14 protein-coding genes are annotated in these 14,979 nt (G+C 73.0%); 9 read left to right on the top strand and 5 right to left on the bottom strand.

The features are described 5' to 3' along the window. From J2X64_RS17460 to J2X64_RS17420, 9 genes are all read left to right on the top strand, one after another. Positions 1 to 1,167, top strand: a complete 1,167-nt coding sequence (locus J2X64_RS17460; protein ID WP_310157205.1) for a nucleotide sugar dehydrogenase — start codon at positions 1 to 3, stop codon at positions 1,165 to 1,167. A 156-nt stretch (positions 1,168 to 1,323) separates the two neighbouring features. Beyond that, positions 1,324 to 2,328, top strand: a complete 1,005-nt coding sequence (gap, locus tag J2X64_RS17455; protein WP_310157203.1) for a type I glyceraldehyde-3-phosphate dehydrogenase — start codon at positions 1,324 to 1,326, stop codon at positions 2,326 to 2,328. A 38-nt stretch (positions 2,329 to 2,366) separates the two neighbouring features. Beyond that, positions 2,367 to 3,584 (top strand): phosphoglycerate kinase, encoded by a 1,218-nt coding sequence (locus J2X64_RS17450; RefSeq protein ID WP_310157201.1) that lies wholly within the window; start codon positions 2,367 to 2,369, stop codon positions 3,582 to 3,584. After that, entirely contained in the window at positions 3,584 to 4,393 is an 810-nt protein-coding gene (gene tpiA, locus J2X64_RS17445) for a triose-phosphate isomerase (RefSeq protein ID WP_310157198.1), read from the top strand. Before J2X64_RS17450 ends, tpiA begins: the two co-directional genes overlap by 1 nt. A gap of 75 nt (positions 4,394 to 4,468) precedes the next feature. Further along, positions 4,469 to 4,714, top strand: a complete 246-nt coding sequence (gene secG / locus J2X64_RS17440; protein WP_310157196.1) for a preprotein translocase subunit SecG — start codon at positions 4,469 to 4,471, stop codon at positions 4,712 to 4,714. 18 nt (positions 4,715 to 4,732) lie between these two features. After that, complete coding sequence (locus tag J2X64_RS17435) at positions 4,733 to 5,083, top strand: RNA polymerase-binding protein RbpA (RefSeq protein ID WP_310157194.1); 351 nt, start codon at positions 4,733 to 4,735, stop codon at positions 5,081 to 5,083. A 141-nt stretch (positions 5,084 to 5,224) separates the two neighbouring features. Then, positions 5,225 to 6,394: an acyl-CoA dehydrogenase gene (locus tag J2X64_RS17430; protein WP_310157192.1), complete on the top strand. Its 1,170-nt coding sequence runs from the start codon at positions 5,225 to 5,227 to the stop codon at positions 6,392 to 6,394. Next, a complete protein-coding gene (locus J2X64_RS17425) occupies positions 6,391 to 7,791 on the top strand; it encodes a bifunctional PIG-L family deacetylase/class I SAM-dependent methyltransferase (protein WP_310157191.1) in 1,401 nt (466 codons plus the stop codon). The genes J2X64_RS17430 and J2X64_RS17425 overlap by 4 nt, the downstream gene beginning before the upstream one ends. After that, positions 7,788 to 8,576 (top strand): glycosyltransferase, encoded by a 789-nt coding sequence (locus J2X64_RS17420; RefSeq protein ID WP_310157188.1) that lies wholly within the window; start codon positions 7,788 to 7,790, stop codon positions 8,574 to 8,576. Before J2X64_RS17425 ends, J2X64_RS17420 begins: the two co-directional genes overlap by 4 nt. A gap of 24 nt (positions 8,577 to 8,600) precedes the next feature. Here J2X64_RS17420 and pgl read toward each other — a convergent pair whose 3' ends face one another. Genes pgl through tal form a run of 5 tightly spaced genes read right to left on the bottom strand, consistent with a single transcriptional unit; the run spans position 8,601 to position 14,974 of the window. Next, positions 8,601 to 9,344 (bottom strand): 6-phosphogluconolactonase, encoded by a 744-nt coding sequence (gene pgl / locus J2X64_RS17415; protein WP_310157186.1) that lies wholly within the window; start codon positions 9,342 to 9,344, stop codon positions 8,601 to 8,603. Further along, positions 9,341 to 10,582, bottom strand: coding sequence for a glucose-6-phosphate dehydrogenase assembly protein OpcA (gene opcA / locus J2X64_RS17410; protein WP_310157184.1), 1,242 nt, complete (start codon positions 10,580 to 10,582; stop codon positions 9,341 to 9,343). The genes pgl and opcA overlap by 4 nt, the downstream gene beginning before the upstream one ends. Beyond that, positions 10,579 to 12,123, bottom strand: coding sequence for a glucose-6-phosphate dehydrogenase (gene zwf, locus J2X64_RS17405; RefSeq protein WP_310157181.1), 1,545 nt, complete (start codon positions 12,121 to 12,123; stop codon positions 10,579 to 10,581). The genes opcA and zwf overlap by 4 nt, the downstream gene beginning before the upstream one ends. Beyond that, positions 12,120 to 13,778, bottom strand: a complete 1,659-nt coding sequence (locus J2X64_RS17400) for a glucose-6-phosphate isomerase (protein ID WP_310157179.1) — start codon at positions 13,776 to 13,778, stop codon at positions 12,120 to 12,122. Before J2X64_RS17400 ends, zwf begins: the two co-directional genes overlap by 4 nt. Continuing rightward, positions 13,775 to 14,974 (bottom strand): transaldolase, encoded by a 1,200-nt coding sequence (gene tal / locus J2X64_RS17395; protein ID WP_310157177.1) that lies wholly within the window; start codon positions 14,972 to 14,974, stop codon positions 13,775 to 13,777. Before tal ends, J2X64_RS17400 begins: the two co-directional genes overlap by 4 nt. Between the last annotated feature and the right edge of the window lie 5 nt (positions 14,975 to 14,979).

The following is a 14,979-nucleotide window of genomic DNA, read 5'->3' as shown; positions in this document are numbered from 1 at the left end:
GTGCGCGTCACCGTCGTCGGGACGGGCTACGTCGGCCTGTCCATCGCCGTGCTGCTCGCGGGGTCGCACGACGTCGTCGCCCTCGACATCGACGAGGGGCGGGTCGAGCGGCTGCGCGGCGGCCACAGCCCGATCGCCGACCCCGACATCGAGCGCCGCCTCGAGCGCGGCGGCCTGCGGCTGTCGTTCACGACGGTGCCGGAGGAGGCGTATGCCGGCGCGGAGTTCGTCGTGGTGGCGACCCCGACCGACTACGACCCGGTCACGAACTACTTCGACACCTCGACCGTCGAGCAGGTGGCGGCCGACGCCGCCCGGCTCAACCCCGAGGCGACCGTGGTCGTCAAGTCGACCGTGCCGGTCGGGTTCACCCGCGCGCTGTCCGCCCGGCTGGGCACGACCGTCCTCTTCAGCCCCGAGTTCCTGCGCGAGGGCAAGGCGCTCTGGGACAGCCTGCACCCGAGCCGCATCGTGGTCGGCGACCGCGGTGAGCGGGGCAAGGCGTTCGCCGAGCTCCTGCGCAGCGCCGCCGACGAGCCCGAGGTGCCGGTGCTGCTCACCGACAGCACCGAGGCCGAGGCGATCAAGCTGTTCGCCAACACCTACCTCGCGATGCGGGTCGCCTTCTTCAACGAGCTCGACACCTTCGCCCTGACCCACGGGCTCGACACCCGCCAGATCATCGACGGCGTCGGGCTCGACCCGCGGATCGGCCCCGGGTACAACAACCCGTCCTTCGGGTACGGCGGGTACTGCCTGCCGAAGGACACCAAGCAGCTGCTGGCCAACTACCAGGACGTGCCGCAGAGCCTCATCGAGGCGATCGTCTCGGCGAACACCACGCGCAAGGACTTCATCGCCACCGACATCCTGCGCCGCAGCCCCTCCGTCGTCGGGATCCACCGGCTCATCATGAAGTCGGGGTCGGACAACTTCCGGTCCAGCAGCGTGCAGGGGATCATGAAGCGGATCAAGGCCAAGGGCGTCTCGGTCGTCGTGTACGAGCCGGCCCTCCCGGCCGAGACCTTCTTCGGCTCCCGCGTGGTGCGCGACCTCGCCGAGTTCACCGAGCTCTCCGACGTGATCGTCGCGAACCGCATGGTGCCCGAGCTCGAGCACGTGGCCGACAAGGTCTACACGCGCGACCTCTTCGGCGGAGACGCCTGACGGGTCCGGTCGGCGGGGACGCCTGACGGTCCCGGGTTACCAGCCCGTACGCCGGACCGCCCTGTCCGGTGCAGGGGCCAGCCGATAGGGTCGGAGGCGAAGCAAGCGTGCCGCGACCACGCGGCACTCGACCCCCTCTCGAAAGGGCAGGAACCCGTGACCGTTCGCGTTGGTATCAACGGCTTCGGCCGCATCGGCCGCAACTTCTACCGCGCCGTGCAAGCCTCCGGCGCCGACATCGAGGTCGTCGCCGTCAACGACCTCACCGACAACGCCACCCTGGCGCACCTGCTCAAGTACGACTCGATCCTGGGTCGCTTCGACGGCGACGTGACGTCGACCGACGCCGACATCACGGCCGGTGGCAAGACGTTCAAGGTCTTCGCCGAGCGCGACCCGAACAACCTCAAGTGGGGCGAGCTGGGCGCCGACGTCGTCATCGAGTCGACCGGCATCTTCACCGACGCCACCAAGGCGAAGGTGCACCTCGACAACGGCGCCAAGAAGGTCATCATCTCCGCGCCGGCGAAGAACGAGGACGTCACGATCGTGCTCGGCGTCAACGACTCCGACTACGACGCCGACAACCACCACATCATCTCGAACGCGTCCTGCACCACGAACTGCCTCGGCCCGATGGCCAAGGCGCTCAACGACTCCGTGGGCATCGTCAAGGGCCTGATGACGACGATCCACGCGTACACGCAGGACCAGAACCTCCAGGACGGCCCGCACAAGGACCTGCGTCGCGCCCGCGCCGCGGCCCTGAACATCGTGCCGACCTCCACCGGTGCCGCCAAGGCCATCGGCCTCGTGCTGCCCGAGCTCAAGGGCAAGCTCGACGGCTTCGCCCTGCGCGTGCCGATCGCGACCGGGTCGGCCACCGACCTCACCTTCGAGGCGTCGCGCGAGGTGACGGCCGAGGAGGTCAACGCCGCGGTCAAGGCCGCCGCCGAGGGCCCGCTCAAGGGCATCCTGCGCTACACCGAGGACGAGATCGTCTCCAAGGACATCGAGACCGACCCGGCCTCGTGCATCTTCGACGCGGGCCTCACCAAGGTGATCGGCAACCAGGTCAAGGTCGTGGGCTGGTACGACAACGAGTGGGGCTACTCCAACCGCCTCGCCGACCTGACCGTGCTCGTCGGCTCGAAGCTCTGACCGACCGGTCCCACCCCATCGATACGGAGCTGGTCCGAATGCGTTCCATCGCCGACCTGGGCGACCTGCGCGGCAAGCGCGTGCTCGTCCGGTCCGACCTCAACGTGCCCCTCGACGGGAGCACGATCACCGACGACGGTCGCATCCGGGCCTCGGTCCCGACCATCACGGCCCTGTCCGAGGCGGGCGCGCGCGTCGTCGTGTGCGCCCACCTCGGGCGGCCCAAGGGCGCGCCCGAGGACCGCTACTCGCTGCGCCCCGTGGCGGACCGCCTCGGCGAGCTGCTGGGGCGGGACGTCACCTTCGCCACCGACACGGTGGGCGAGAGCGCCCGGTCGGCGGTCGACGCCGCGCAGGACGGCGATGTCGTGCTGCTCGAGAACCTGCGGTTCAACCCGGGCGAGACCGCGAAGACCGACGAGGAGCGGGCCGAGTTCGCGCGCTCCCTCGCCGGGCTGGCGGACGCCTACGTCTCCGACGGGTTCGGGGTCGTGCACCGCAAGCAGGCGTCGGTCTACGACGTCGCCCGCCTCCTGCCGGCCGCCGTCGGCGGGCTCGTCGAGACCGAGGTCGGCGTCCTGCGCCGGCTCACCGAGGACCCCGAGCGGCCGTATGCCGTGGTGCTCGGTGGTGCGAAGGTGTCCGACAAGCTGGGCGTCATCGAGAACCTGCTCCAGACCGCCGACCGCCTGCTGATCGGCGGCGGCATGGTCTTCACGTTCCTCAAGGCGCAGGACTACGAGGTCGGCACCTCGCTGCTCGAGGCCGACCAGGTCGAGACGGTCAAGGGCTACCTCGACCAGGCGAAGGAGCGCGGCGTCGAGATCGTGCTGCCGGTCGACGTCGTGGCCGCCACCGCGTTCTCGGCCGATGCCGACCACGAGGTCGTCCCGGCCGGGGCCATCCCCGCCGACCGCATGGGCCTGGACATCGGCCCCGAGTCCGGGGTCCTGTTCGCGGAGAAGCTGAAGGACTGCCGCACCGTCTTCTGGAACGGCCCCATGGGCGCGTTCGAGATGGAGCCGTATGCCGCGGGCACCGCCGCCGTGGCCAAGGCCCTCGTCGAGCTCACCGAGGACGGCGCGCTCACCGTCGTCGGCGGGGGCGACTCCGCTGCGGCCGTGCGCCAGCTCGGGTTCTCCGACGACCAGTTCGGCCACATCTCCACGGGTGGCGGCGCGAGCCTGGAGTACCTCGAGGGCAAGGAGCTCCCGGGGCTGACGGTCCTGGACGAGACGCAGGAGGACGCCGGCTGATGGCCGCGAAGACCCCGGCCGGTCGCACGCCGCTCATGGCGGGCAACTGGAAGATGAACCTCGACCACCTCCAGGCGACGCACCTCGTGCAGAAGCTGGACTGGACCCTGCGTGACGGCAAGCACGACTTCGGTGCCGTCGAGGTGGCGGTCCTGCCGCCGTTCACCGACATCCGCTCGGTCCAGACGCTCATCGACGGCGACCGGCTCGACCTGCGCCACGGCGCGCAGGATCTCTCTCAGCACGACAGCGGCGCCTACACCGGCGAGGTGTCGGGCGCCTTCCTCGCCAAGCTCGGCTGCACCTACGTCGTCGTCGGGCACAGCGAGCGCCGCGAGTACCACCAGGAGACCGACGAGGTGGTGGCCGCGAAGGTGAGGGCCGCCTTCCGTCACGGCCTGACGCCGATCTTCTGCGTCGGCGAGCCGCTCGAGGTGCGCCAGGCCGGCGAGCACGTCGCGCACGTGCTGGCGCAGGTCGAGGCCGGCCTCGCAGACGTTCCGGCGGAGAAGGCGCGGACGGTCGTCGTGGCATACGAGCCGGTCTGGGCGATCGGCACCGGCGAGGTGGCGACGCCGCAGGACGCGCAGGAGGTCTGCGCGGCGATCCGGACCAAGCTCGCCGAGCTGTACTCGGGCGACCTGGCCGACGGCGTGCGGATCCTCTACGGCGGCTCGGTCAAGGCCGGCAACGTCGCGGCGATCATGGCCCAGGAGGACGTCGACGGCGCGCTGGTCGGGGGTGCCTCGACCGACCCGGCCGAGTTCGCCTCGATCTGCCGCTACCGGGACCACATGGCGACTGCGTGACCCTCGAGCAGGTATCCTGACCGCTGCTGCCGAAACGGCAGCAGGTACTGACGTCGACTCGAAGATGGGTGCTCCGTGGAAGCCGTGCGCATCGGCCTGCAGGTCCTGCTGGTCCTCGGGGGTCTGTTCCTGACCCTCCTGATCCTCCTGCACAAGGGCAAGGGCGGCGGCCTGTCGGACATGTTCGGTGGCGGCATGTCCACCTCCCTCGGCTCCTCCTCGGTGGCCGAGCGCAACCTCGACCGCTTCACGATCGCCGTCGGCATCGTGTGGTTCGCGTGCATCGTGGGCCTCGGTCTCATCGAACGCTTCTCCAGCTGACCCGGAAGGACTCGACTCATGGCAGGTGGCAACGCAATCCGCGGCAGCCGTGTCGGCGCCGGCCCGATGGGCGAGGCCGAGCGCGGCGAGGCCGCTCCTCGCGTCTTCGTCTCGTACTGGTGCGCCAACGGCCACCAGACCCGGCCGAGCTTCGCCGAGGAGCCGGGCCTCGCGGTCCCCGAGACCTGGGACTGCCCGCGCTGCGGCTTCCCGGCAGGTCAGGACGAGGCGAACCCGCCCGCCGCGCCGAAGGTGGAGCCGTACAAGACGCACCTCGCGTACGTGAAGGAGCGGCGCTCCGACGCCGACGGCAAGGCCATCCTCGAGGAGGCCCTCGCCACGCTGCGTGACCGCAAGCTGATCCAGTAGCGGCCGGCCGCCACGCGCGGCTGCCGCGTCGACGACGCCCCCGAGGACCACGGTCCCGGGGGCGTCGTCGTGCGCCGCCTGCGTGACCTGCCGCACCCGTCCTGACCTGCGTGTTCGGGGTCGCCGTGATGGGGTGGGGTGGTGGCCCCGAACCCCCTGAGACCCGACCCGTCGACCACGAGCGGGCGGGCCGTCGTGCCCGTACGCCTCGCGCCGGCCGGCACCGGGGGCGACGACCGTGGCAGGGACGGCAGTTACCGCGACGGCAGCAGCCAGGACGGCAGGAGCCAGGACGACAGCGCCCTCGAGCTCCCCGGGGTGGACGAGCTGCTGGCGCAGGCGGGCGGTGCCGCGGACGACGTCGACGCGTCCCTGGAGCTGGCGCGTCGACTGGGGGCCGTCCTGCCCGGGCCGGGCGAGGGACGGACCGGCGAGCTGTGGTCGGCACTGGCGACCCTGGGTGCGCTCGACCTCACCACCGCCCGGGTCGTCGAGCCGCACCTGGACGCCCTCGCGATCCTGCGCCAGGCCGGCGTCGACCTCTCCGCGGCGCCGCAGGACGCGACGTGGGGTGTCTTCGCCGCCGAGGGCCCGGGGGTGCGGCTGTCCGCCTCCCGGGGCGAGGACGGGGCCTGGCGGCTCGAGGGGGTGAAACCCTGGTGCTCGCTGGCGGACCGCCTGAGCCATGCCGTCGTCACGGCCCACACCGCTGCGGACTCACGTCGGGCGTTCGCGGTCGAGCTGCGCGCCCCCGGGGTGACGGGCGAGGGCGGGACCTGGGCCTCCCGCGGGCTGCGCGACGTCCCCAGCCTGGCGACACGGTACGACGGCGTGCCGGCGGTGCCGGTGGGGGAGGACGACTGGTACCTGACCCGTCCCGGGTTCGCCTGGGGCGGGATCGGGGTGGCGGCGTGCTGGTACGGCGGGGCGGTCGGCCTCGCCCGGACGATGGTGGCTGCCGCCGGAACCCGCCCGCCGGACCAGGTGGCCCTCATGCACCTCGGCGCCGTGGACGGCGCTCTGCACGCCGCGCGGGCGTCGCTGCACGAGGCAGCAGGGCTGGTGGACGCCGGCGCCGCCCGCGGGGCGCAGGGCGCCGTGCTGGCCCTGAGGGTGCGCGGCGTGGTCGCCGACGCTGTGGAGCGGGTCGTCGCCCACGCCGCCCACGGCCTCGGGCCCGGTCCCCTGACGGGGAACGAGGAGCACGCACGACGGGTGGCCGACCTGCAGGTGTACGTGCGCCAGCACCACGCGGAGCGCGACGAGGCGGCCCTGGGGAAGGCGCTGCTGGACGACGGGGGAGCGCCGTGACGGCCCCCGGGTCACCCCGGACGCCGGCGCCGGCGTTCGACCACCGGGAGCCGGGGACGGCCGAGTCGCAGTGGCTGGGCGCCCCCCAGTGGACCGAGGTGGATCGCGCCCGGCCGGCGGACGTGCTCGCGGGAGTCGACCACCTCGTCGTCCTGGCCGCCCACCCCGACGACGAGACGCTCGGGTGCGCAGGACTGGTGTCCGCCGCGTCCGCAGCCGCCGTGCCGGTGACCGTCGTCGTCGCCACGCTGGGTGAGGACTCGCACCCTGCGTCGCCCACCCACACGCCCGAGGACCTGGCCGGACGACGCGAGGACGAGGTCCGGCGCGCCGTCGCGGAGGTCGCAGGCGACGCGACGGTCGAGCTGCTCCGGCTCCCTGACGGTCGCCTCGAGGACCACGCGGTCGAGCTGGTTGAGACCCTGTCGCGTCTCGTGACGGGCCCGGGGACGCTGGTCCTCGCCCCGTGGCGCCACGACGGCCACTGCGACCACGAGGCCGCGGGACGGGTGGCGGCGGAGGTCGCCGACAGCGCAGGCGCCAGGGTGCTGGAGTACCCCGTCTGGCTGTGGCACTGGGGGACGGCCGATGGCGTGCCGTGGGGAGAGGTCCTCGCCGTCGACCTCGAGGCGGAGCAGGTGACCGCGCGCCGGGCTGCCCTGGACCTGCACGCCTCACAGACGGCGCCGCTGTCGGACGAGCCGGGGGACGAGGTCCTGCTCGGGCCGCACGTGCTGGCGCACTTCGACCGGCCGTTCGAGACCTACCTGCGGCACGACGGCTCCGGTCCCGCCGACCCGCGCGACGCGGTGTTCGACGAGATGTTCGAGTCCAGCGAGGACCCGTGGGACGTCGACTCGTCGTGGTACGAGCGGCGCAAGCGGGCGGCCACGCTCGCCGCACCCCTCACCGAGCGGCTGGGCCGGGTGCTCGAGGTGGGGTGCTCGACCGGGGTGCTGACAGCCGAGCTCGCACCGCGGGCCGACTCGGTGCTCGCCCTCGACGTGAGCGCCGAGGCGCTGCGCCGGGCGTCCGAGCGGCTGGCCTCCTGGGGGGACCGGGTGGAGCTGCGGCGTGGCAGGGCGCCCCGGGACTGGCCGGAGGGGGAGTTCGACCTCGTCGTGCTGTCCGAGGTGGGCTACTTCTGGACGCCGGAGGACCTCGCCGAGGTGGCGCGCCTGCTGCCCTCGTCGCTGGCCCCGGGTGGGACGGTGCTGCTGTGCGACTGGCGGCACCCGGTGGACGGCTGGCCGCTCGACGGCGAGGACGTCCACGAGGCGTTCCGGGAGCTGCCCGGACTGGAGGTGCTGGTGCGCCACGAGGAGGAGGACTTCCTCGTCGAGCTGCTGGGTGCGCCCGGCACGGACTCGCCCGCGCGCCGGGAGGGCAAGGCGTGAGCAGCCGGCACGGCGCGAGCAGTGCGCACGCCCTCCGCCGGGTGGCGGTCGTCGTCCCGGCCCGCGATGAGGAGGAGCTGCTGCCCGCCTGCCTCGACAGCGTCGAGGTGGCGCGGGCCGCGCTCGCGCGCCGTCGCCCCGACGTCGAGGTCGGCGTGGTCGTCGTCCTCGACCGGTGCACCGACGGGACGGCCGGGGTCGTGGCCGCCCGCGGCAACGTGCGGGGGGTGTGGTCCGACTCCGGTGTCGTGGGAGCTGCCCGGGCCGCCGGCGTGGCGGTCGCCCTGGCGGACGTGCCCGAGCACGTCCTTCCCGCGACGTGGATCGCCTGCACCGACGCCGACACGACGGTGCCGGCGCAGTGGCTGTGGCGCCAGGTCGAGCTGGCCGACGAGGGGGCCGACCTCGTGACAGGGACCGTCGTGCCCACGGACCTGCCCGGCGGGCTCTTCGGGCGGTGGCGTGCCCGCCACGTGCTGGGTGAGGGCCACCCCCACGTCCACGGGGCCAACCTCGGGGTCCGGGCCGACGCGTACCTCGCTGTGGGCGGCTTCCCGGCGGAGCCGGTTCACGAGGACGTCCTGCTCGTCGAGGCCGTGCGCGCGACCGGCCGCCCCTGGGTCGCGACCGACGCCACGCGGGTGGCCACGTCGGCGCGGCGCACGGGCCGGGTCGTGGGTGGGGGCTTCGCCGGCTACCTGCGACGGCTGGCCGCGGACGTGCCGGCCCTGCAACCCGGTGACCGGCCGGGCATGGAACCGGCGCCGCTCCCCGAGCGGGGATGACGGCGCCGGAACGGGGAGGGCGGGTCAGTTGCGCTCGGGCAGCTCCGAGGCGGCGTCGGCGTCGACGAGCCACACGGTCTCGGCGGACCCGTGCACCTGCGCCGCGGACGACTGCTCCGGGGCTGCTCCGGCGACGCCGTTGCGCACCGCCTCGGCCTTGTCGGCCCCGGCCACGAGGAACCAGACGCGCTCGGAGCGGTTGAGGCACTCGAAGGTCAGGGAGACCCGGTCCGGCGGGGGCTTGGGCGACTCGTGCACCGCGACCGCGATCGCGTCCGTGGTCTGCTGGGCAGGGTGCCCGGGGAACAGCGACGCGACGTGGCCGTCGGGCCCGACGCCCAGGATCATGATGTCGAACTCACCGGCACCCGCGGCACGCAGCGTCGCGGCATACTCCTGCGCGCTCTGCTCGGCCGAATCGCTCGCGTCGGGTCCGGGGACGCGGTGGACCCGCTGCGGGTCGAGGCCGAGGCTGCTGAGCCCCGCGTCGTCGTTCTGGGTGTCGTTGCGCTCGGCGTCCCCTGCGGGCAGGTAGCGCTCGTCGCCCCACCAGATGGAGACCGTCGACCAGTCGACCGCGTCGCGCGCCGGGAGGGCCGCGAGGGAGGCGATGATCGCCGACCCCATCGACCCACCGGTGAGCGACACGTGCGGCTCACGCCCACGGGACTGCGCGTCGACGAGGGCCGTGACCAGCCGGGCGGCCGAGGCGTCGGCCAGGGCCTGCTTCGACGGGTGCACGACGACGCGTGCCTGCGCCCCGGTCACGAGGCCGCCTCCGACGAGCTGCCCGCCTTCGCGGCCTTCCTCGTCGTGCCCTTGGCCGCCGTGGTGGCCCCCTTCCCGGCAGGCTTCTTCGCGCCGGCCGGTGCCGCGTCCTCGGACCGTTCGTCGCGCTTGGAGGCGAGCTTGCGCTCGGCGGCCTTGCGCACCGAGGTGTCGTCGGCCTTGTCCGGGGGCGGCGGCGCGCTGACCATCGTCGCGCTGCCCGCCTTGTGGTTGGCGCGGGCGATCCGCTTGGACTCGCGCTCGGCGTCCTTGACCGAGGGCGCCTCACCCTCGCGGACGGCCTCGGTGGCGGTGACCGACTTGGTGCCGACCCGGGCCAGGCCCTTGCTGATCGTCTCCTCGTAGATCTCGTCCGGGTCGAGGCGGCGCAGCTCGTCGGCGAGGCACTCGGCGGTGGCCCGGCGGGCCAGCGAGATCCGGCGCACGGGCTGTCCCGGCTGGCTCAGCGTCGCGATGACGCCGTCCGGGCGGACGAGGTCGACCGGCCCGCTGCGCCGTTCGAGGCGGACGCTGACCATGCCGCTGCCGGCACGGGTGCGGGCCCGCTGCACCGGGCAGCGCAGGGTCTCCGCCAGCCACGCGGCCAGCAGGTCCGTCGACGGGGAGTCGGAGCCGCCGGTGACGGTGGCCTCGAGGACCGGCTCGAACGGCGGCTGGTCGAGCGCGGCGGCGAGCAGCCCGCGCCACAGGGTGATGCGGGTCCACGCCAGGTCGGTGTCGCCCTTGGTGTAGGTCCGCGCCCGGCTCTTGAGCGTCGCGCGCGGGTTCTTGGACTCCGCCGCGTCGGTGATCCGGCGCTGGGCCATCGCACCGATCGGGTCGGCCGCGACGTCGGTGGGGGCGTCCTTGGGCCACCAGGCGACGACGGGGGAGTCGGGCAGCAGGAGCGGGATGACGACGCTGCGACCGTGCTGGGTCAGCGCGCCGTACAGCCGCAGCACGACGACCTCGCTCGCGCCGGCGTCGCCGCCGACCCGGATCTGGGCGTCGATGCGCGACTGACCGCGCCGGTTGCCGAGGACGACCGCGATGATGCGGCAGGGGTGCTGCCGGCTCGCGTCGTTGGCGGCCTCGATGGCCTCCTCGGCGTCCTTCTCGTCCACGACGATGAGCAGCGTCAGGACCCGTCCCAGGGCCATGGCCCCGGTGTCCTGGCGCAGGGCGACCAGCTTCTTGCTGATCGCCACCGTCGTGGTGCTGGGCAGGTCGACGATCACGGCATCCTCCAGACGCGGCCGTCACGGCTCATCATCTCGTCGGCGCTGGCCGGGCCCCACCCGCCGGCGGCGTACGGCTCGACCGGGCCCTTCTGCTTGGCCCAGTAGCGCTCCACCGGGTCGAGGATCTGCCAGGACAGCTCGACCTCCTCGTGGCGCGGGAACAGGGGCGGGTCACCGAGCAGCACGTCGAGGATGAGCCGCTCGTACGCCTCGGGGCTGGACTCGGTGAACGAGCGGCCGTACCCGAAGTCCATCGTGACGTCGCGGACCTCCATCTGCGCGCCCGGCACCTTGGCGCCGAACCGCATGGTGATGCCCTCGTCGGGCTGCACACGGATGACGATGGCGTTCTGGCCGAGCTCCTCGGTGGCGGTGTGCTCGAACGGCAGGTGCGGCGCCTTCTTGAAGACGACCGCGATCTCCGTGACGCGCTTGCCGAGCCGCTTGCCGGTCCGCAGGTAGAACGGCACGCCCGCCCAGCGGCGCGAGTCGATCTCGAGCTTCATCGCGGCATACGTCTCGGTGCGCGAGGACGACGCGACGCCGTCCTCGTCGAGGTAGCCGATGACCTGCTCGCCGCCCTGCCAGCCCGCGGCGTACTGCCCGCGCGCCGTGGCCTTGCCCAGGTCCTCGGGCAGGCGGACCGCCGAGAGCACCTTCTCCTTCTCGGCGCGCAGGTGGTCGGCCTGGAACGACACCGGCTCCTCCATCGCGGTGAGCGCGAGGAGCTGCAGCAGATGGTTCTGGATGACGTCGCGGGCGGCGCCGATGCCGTCGTAGTACCCGGCGCGGCCACCGATGCCGATGTCCTCGGCCATGGTGATCTGCACGTGGTCGACGAAGTTGGCGTTCCAGACCGGCTCGAACATCTGGTTGGCGAAGCGCAGCGCCAGCAGGTTCTGGACCGTCTCCTTGCCCAGGTAGTGGTCGATCCGGAACACCGAGTCGGGCGGGAAGACGCTCTCGACGATCTCGTTGAGCTGCCGGGCGCTCTCGAGGTCGTGGCCGAACGGCTTCTCGATGACGACCCGGCGCCACGAGTCGCCCTCGGGGCGGCTCAGGCCGGAGCGCTCGAGCTGCTCGCAGACCACGGAGAACGACGACGGCGGGATCGACAGGTAGAACGCGAGGTTGCCACCCGTGCCGCGCTCCTCCTCCAGCGACTTCACCGTCTCGGCGAGCAGGTCGAAGGCGTTGGGGTCGTCGAAGGTGCCCGGCACGAACCGGAACCCCTCGGCGAGGTTGCGCCACACGCTCTCGCGGAACGGGGTCCGCGCGTGCTCCTTCACCGCGTCGTAGACGATCTTGCCGAAGTCCTGGTCGGCCCAGTCGCGGCGCGCGAACCCGACGAGCGCGAAGCCCGGCGGCAGCAGGCCACGGTTGGCCAGGTCGTAGATCGCCGGCATGAGCTTCTTGCGCGCCAGGTCGCCGGTCACGCCGAACAGCACGAGGCCGCTGGGTCCTGCGATCCGGGGGAGCCGCTTGTCGCGCGGGTCGCGCAGCGGGTTCTGCTCCTGCGTCACCCTCGTCGGGCTCATGCGGTCGCCTCTGCGCCGGGGAGGCCACGCAGGACGGCGCTGAGCTGGGCCAGTCCGGCGTCGTGGTCGGTGAGGTGCAGGCGCAGGACCGGCCGGTCGTGCTCGGCGAGGACCTGGGCGTCGCCGGCGGCCTGGGCCGCCACGAAGTCGCCGAAGCTGAACTCGCGCCCGGGGACCGCGAGGTCCTCGTGCGGCTCGGTGGTCACCTGCAGGTAGACGCCGGTGGCCGGGCCGCCCTTGTGGAACTGGCCCGTGGAGTGCAGGAACCGCGGACCCCAGCCGAACGTGGTGGGTCGGCCGGTGTGCCGGGCCAGGACCGGACGCACCGCCGCGAGGTCCGCGTCGGCGAGGCGGTCGAGGTATGCCATGACGGCCACGTAGCCGCGCTCGGCGTCGAGCTGCCCGAACAGGGCGGCCAGGGCGTCCGGCACGGTGGTCGCGCCGCCCAGCCAGTCCCCGCCGAGGGCGCGGATCTCGATGGCGCCGTCGGTGGCGGCCGGCTCGTCGGCGGCACCCATGCCCTGGTCGAGCAGGGTACGGGCCGCCTTCTTGGCGCTCTCGACGTCGGGCTGGTCGAACGGGTCGATGCCGAGCAGGCGCCCGGCGGCCGCGGTCGCGACCTCCCACAGCAGCAGCTGCGCGCCCAGGGGCCCGCTGACCTCGACGGTCGAGTGGTCGGCGTGGACGGGCTCGCCGGGGGAGTCGGTGTCGTCGTCGCCCTCGCCGACGAGGCGGGCCACGGTGACGTCGGCGGCCGGCCGGCGGACCTCCGGGTCGTCCTCGCCGCCGACGACGACGGGGAGGATGCCGGTGCCCTGCTTGCCGGTGGACTCGGCGATGAGCTGCTCGGCCCAGTCGGCGAAGCCGACGATGCCCGAGCCGGCGTCGACGAGCACGAGCTTGTCGCGCAACGGGTCGGTGCCCGCCATCGCGGCGCCGAGGCGCAGACCCGGGTTGGCGTCGTCGTCGGCGCTGAGCACGTCGGCCACGGCCTCGGCGTCGTCGAGGAGCGCCTCGATGTCCACCCCGGCGAGGCCGGACGGCACCAGGCCGAAGGCGGTCAGCGCCGAGTAGCGCCCCCCGACGTTGGGGTCGGCGTTGACGACGCGGTACCCGTCCGCGCGCGACTGCTCGTCGAGCGGGCTGCCCGGGTCGGTCACGACGACGATGCGGGTGGTCGGGTCGATCCCCTTCTCCGAGAAGGCGGACTGGAAGGCACGCCGCTGGGAGTCGGTCTCGACGGTGGAGCCGGACTTGCTCGAGACCACCACGACGGTGCGCTCGAGGTCGGTGATCGCGTCACGGACCATGTCGGGCTGGGAGGAGTCGAGGACGACCAGGTCGACCCCGGCCGTCGCGCAGATCACCTCGGGCGCGAGCGAGGAGCCGCCCATGCCGCACAGGACCACGCGGTCGACGCCCTCGGCGCGGAGCTGGTCGCGCAGGGCGGCCACCTCACCGACGAGCGGGCGCGACGAGCGCGGCAGGTTGACCCACGAGAGCCGGATGGCGGCCTCGGACTCGGCCTCCGGGCCCCAGAGGGTGGCGTCCTGGGCGAACAGGTGGCTGGCGAACTGGGCCTCGACGAGCTGGGGCACCTTCGACGCGATCGCGTCGGCGGCCGCGCCGGAGGCGACGACGCCGAGTGCGCTCACTTGTCGCCCTCGGTGCCGCCCTGGGCCGTGGTGCGGACGTCCTGGTCCTTGCCGTCGTCGGCCTTGCCCTCGGCGTCGACGTCGGCGCGCGCGAGGTCCAGGTCGTGCTGGGCCTCGTCGAGCAGCTCCTGCCAGGACACCTCGAACTTCTCGACGCCCTCCTTCTCCAGCACGTCCGTGACGTCGGTGTAGGAGATGCCGAGCGACTCCAGGTGGTCGAGCAGCTCGCCGGCCTGGGCGTACGCACCGGTGACGGCGTCGCCGCGGATGTCGCCGTGGTCGAGGACGGCCTCGAGCGTCTTCTCCGGCATGGTGTTCACGGTGTTGGGGGCGACCAGCTCGGTCACGTAGAGGGTGTCGGAGTACTCGGGGTTCTTGACCCCGGTGGAGGCCCACAGCGGACGCTGCGCGTTGGCGCCGTCGTCGGCGAGGTTCTGCCAGCGCGGGGTCGAGAAGACCTCCTCGTACGCCTGGTAGGCCAGCCTGGCGTTGGCCACACCGGCCTGGCCCTTGAGGGCCTTGGCCTCGTCGGTGCCGATCGCGTCGAGGCGCTTGTCGATCTCGGTGTCGACGCGCGAGACGAAGAACGAGGCGACCGAGTGGATCTGCGAGAGGTCCTTGCCGGCCTCGCGGGCCTGCTCCAGGCCGGTGAGGAACGCGTTCATGACGCCGCGGTACCGGTCGAGGGAGAAGATCAGCGTGACGTTGACGCTGATGCCCTCGGCGAGCACCTGCGAGATGGCCGGGAGGCCCTCGACGGTGGCGGGGATCTTGATGAGCACGTTGGGGCGGTCGACGGTGGTCCACAGCTCCTTGGCCTGCTCGACCGTCTTGGCGGTCTCGTGGGCCAGGCGCGGGTCGACCTCGATCGACACGCGGCCGTCCTTGCCGTGCGTGGCGTCGAAGACGGGGCGCAGGATGTCGGCGGCGTTGCGCACGTCGTCGGTGGTCAGGCCGAAGACGGCCTGGTCGACGGTGTCGCCGGCAGCCGCGTGCTTGCGCAGGTCGGCGTCGTAGCGGTCACCCTTGGCGAGGGCGGCCTGGAAGATCGACGGGTTGGTCGTCACGCCGACGACGCCCTTGGTGTCGATGAGCTCCTGCAGGTTGCCGGTCTCGATCCGGTCCCGCGAGAGGTCGTCCAGCCACACGGAGACGCCGTTGTCGGCGAGGGCCTTCAGTGCTGCGTTCTCGGTCATGGAAT

The sequence above is a fragment of the Phycicoccus sp. 3266 genome, from assembly GCF_031456495.1.
GTDB lineage: Bacteria > Actinomycetota > Actinomycetes > Actinomycetales > Dermatophilaceae > Pedococcus.
The sequence above is the reverse complement of the archived record's forward strand: the minus strand, read 5'-3'. Positions and strand labels throughout refer to the sequence as shown.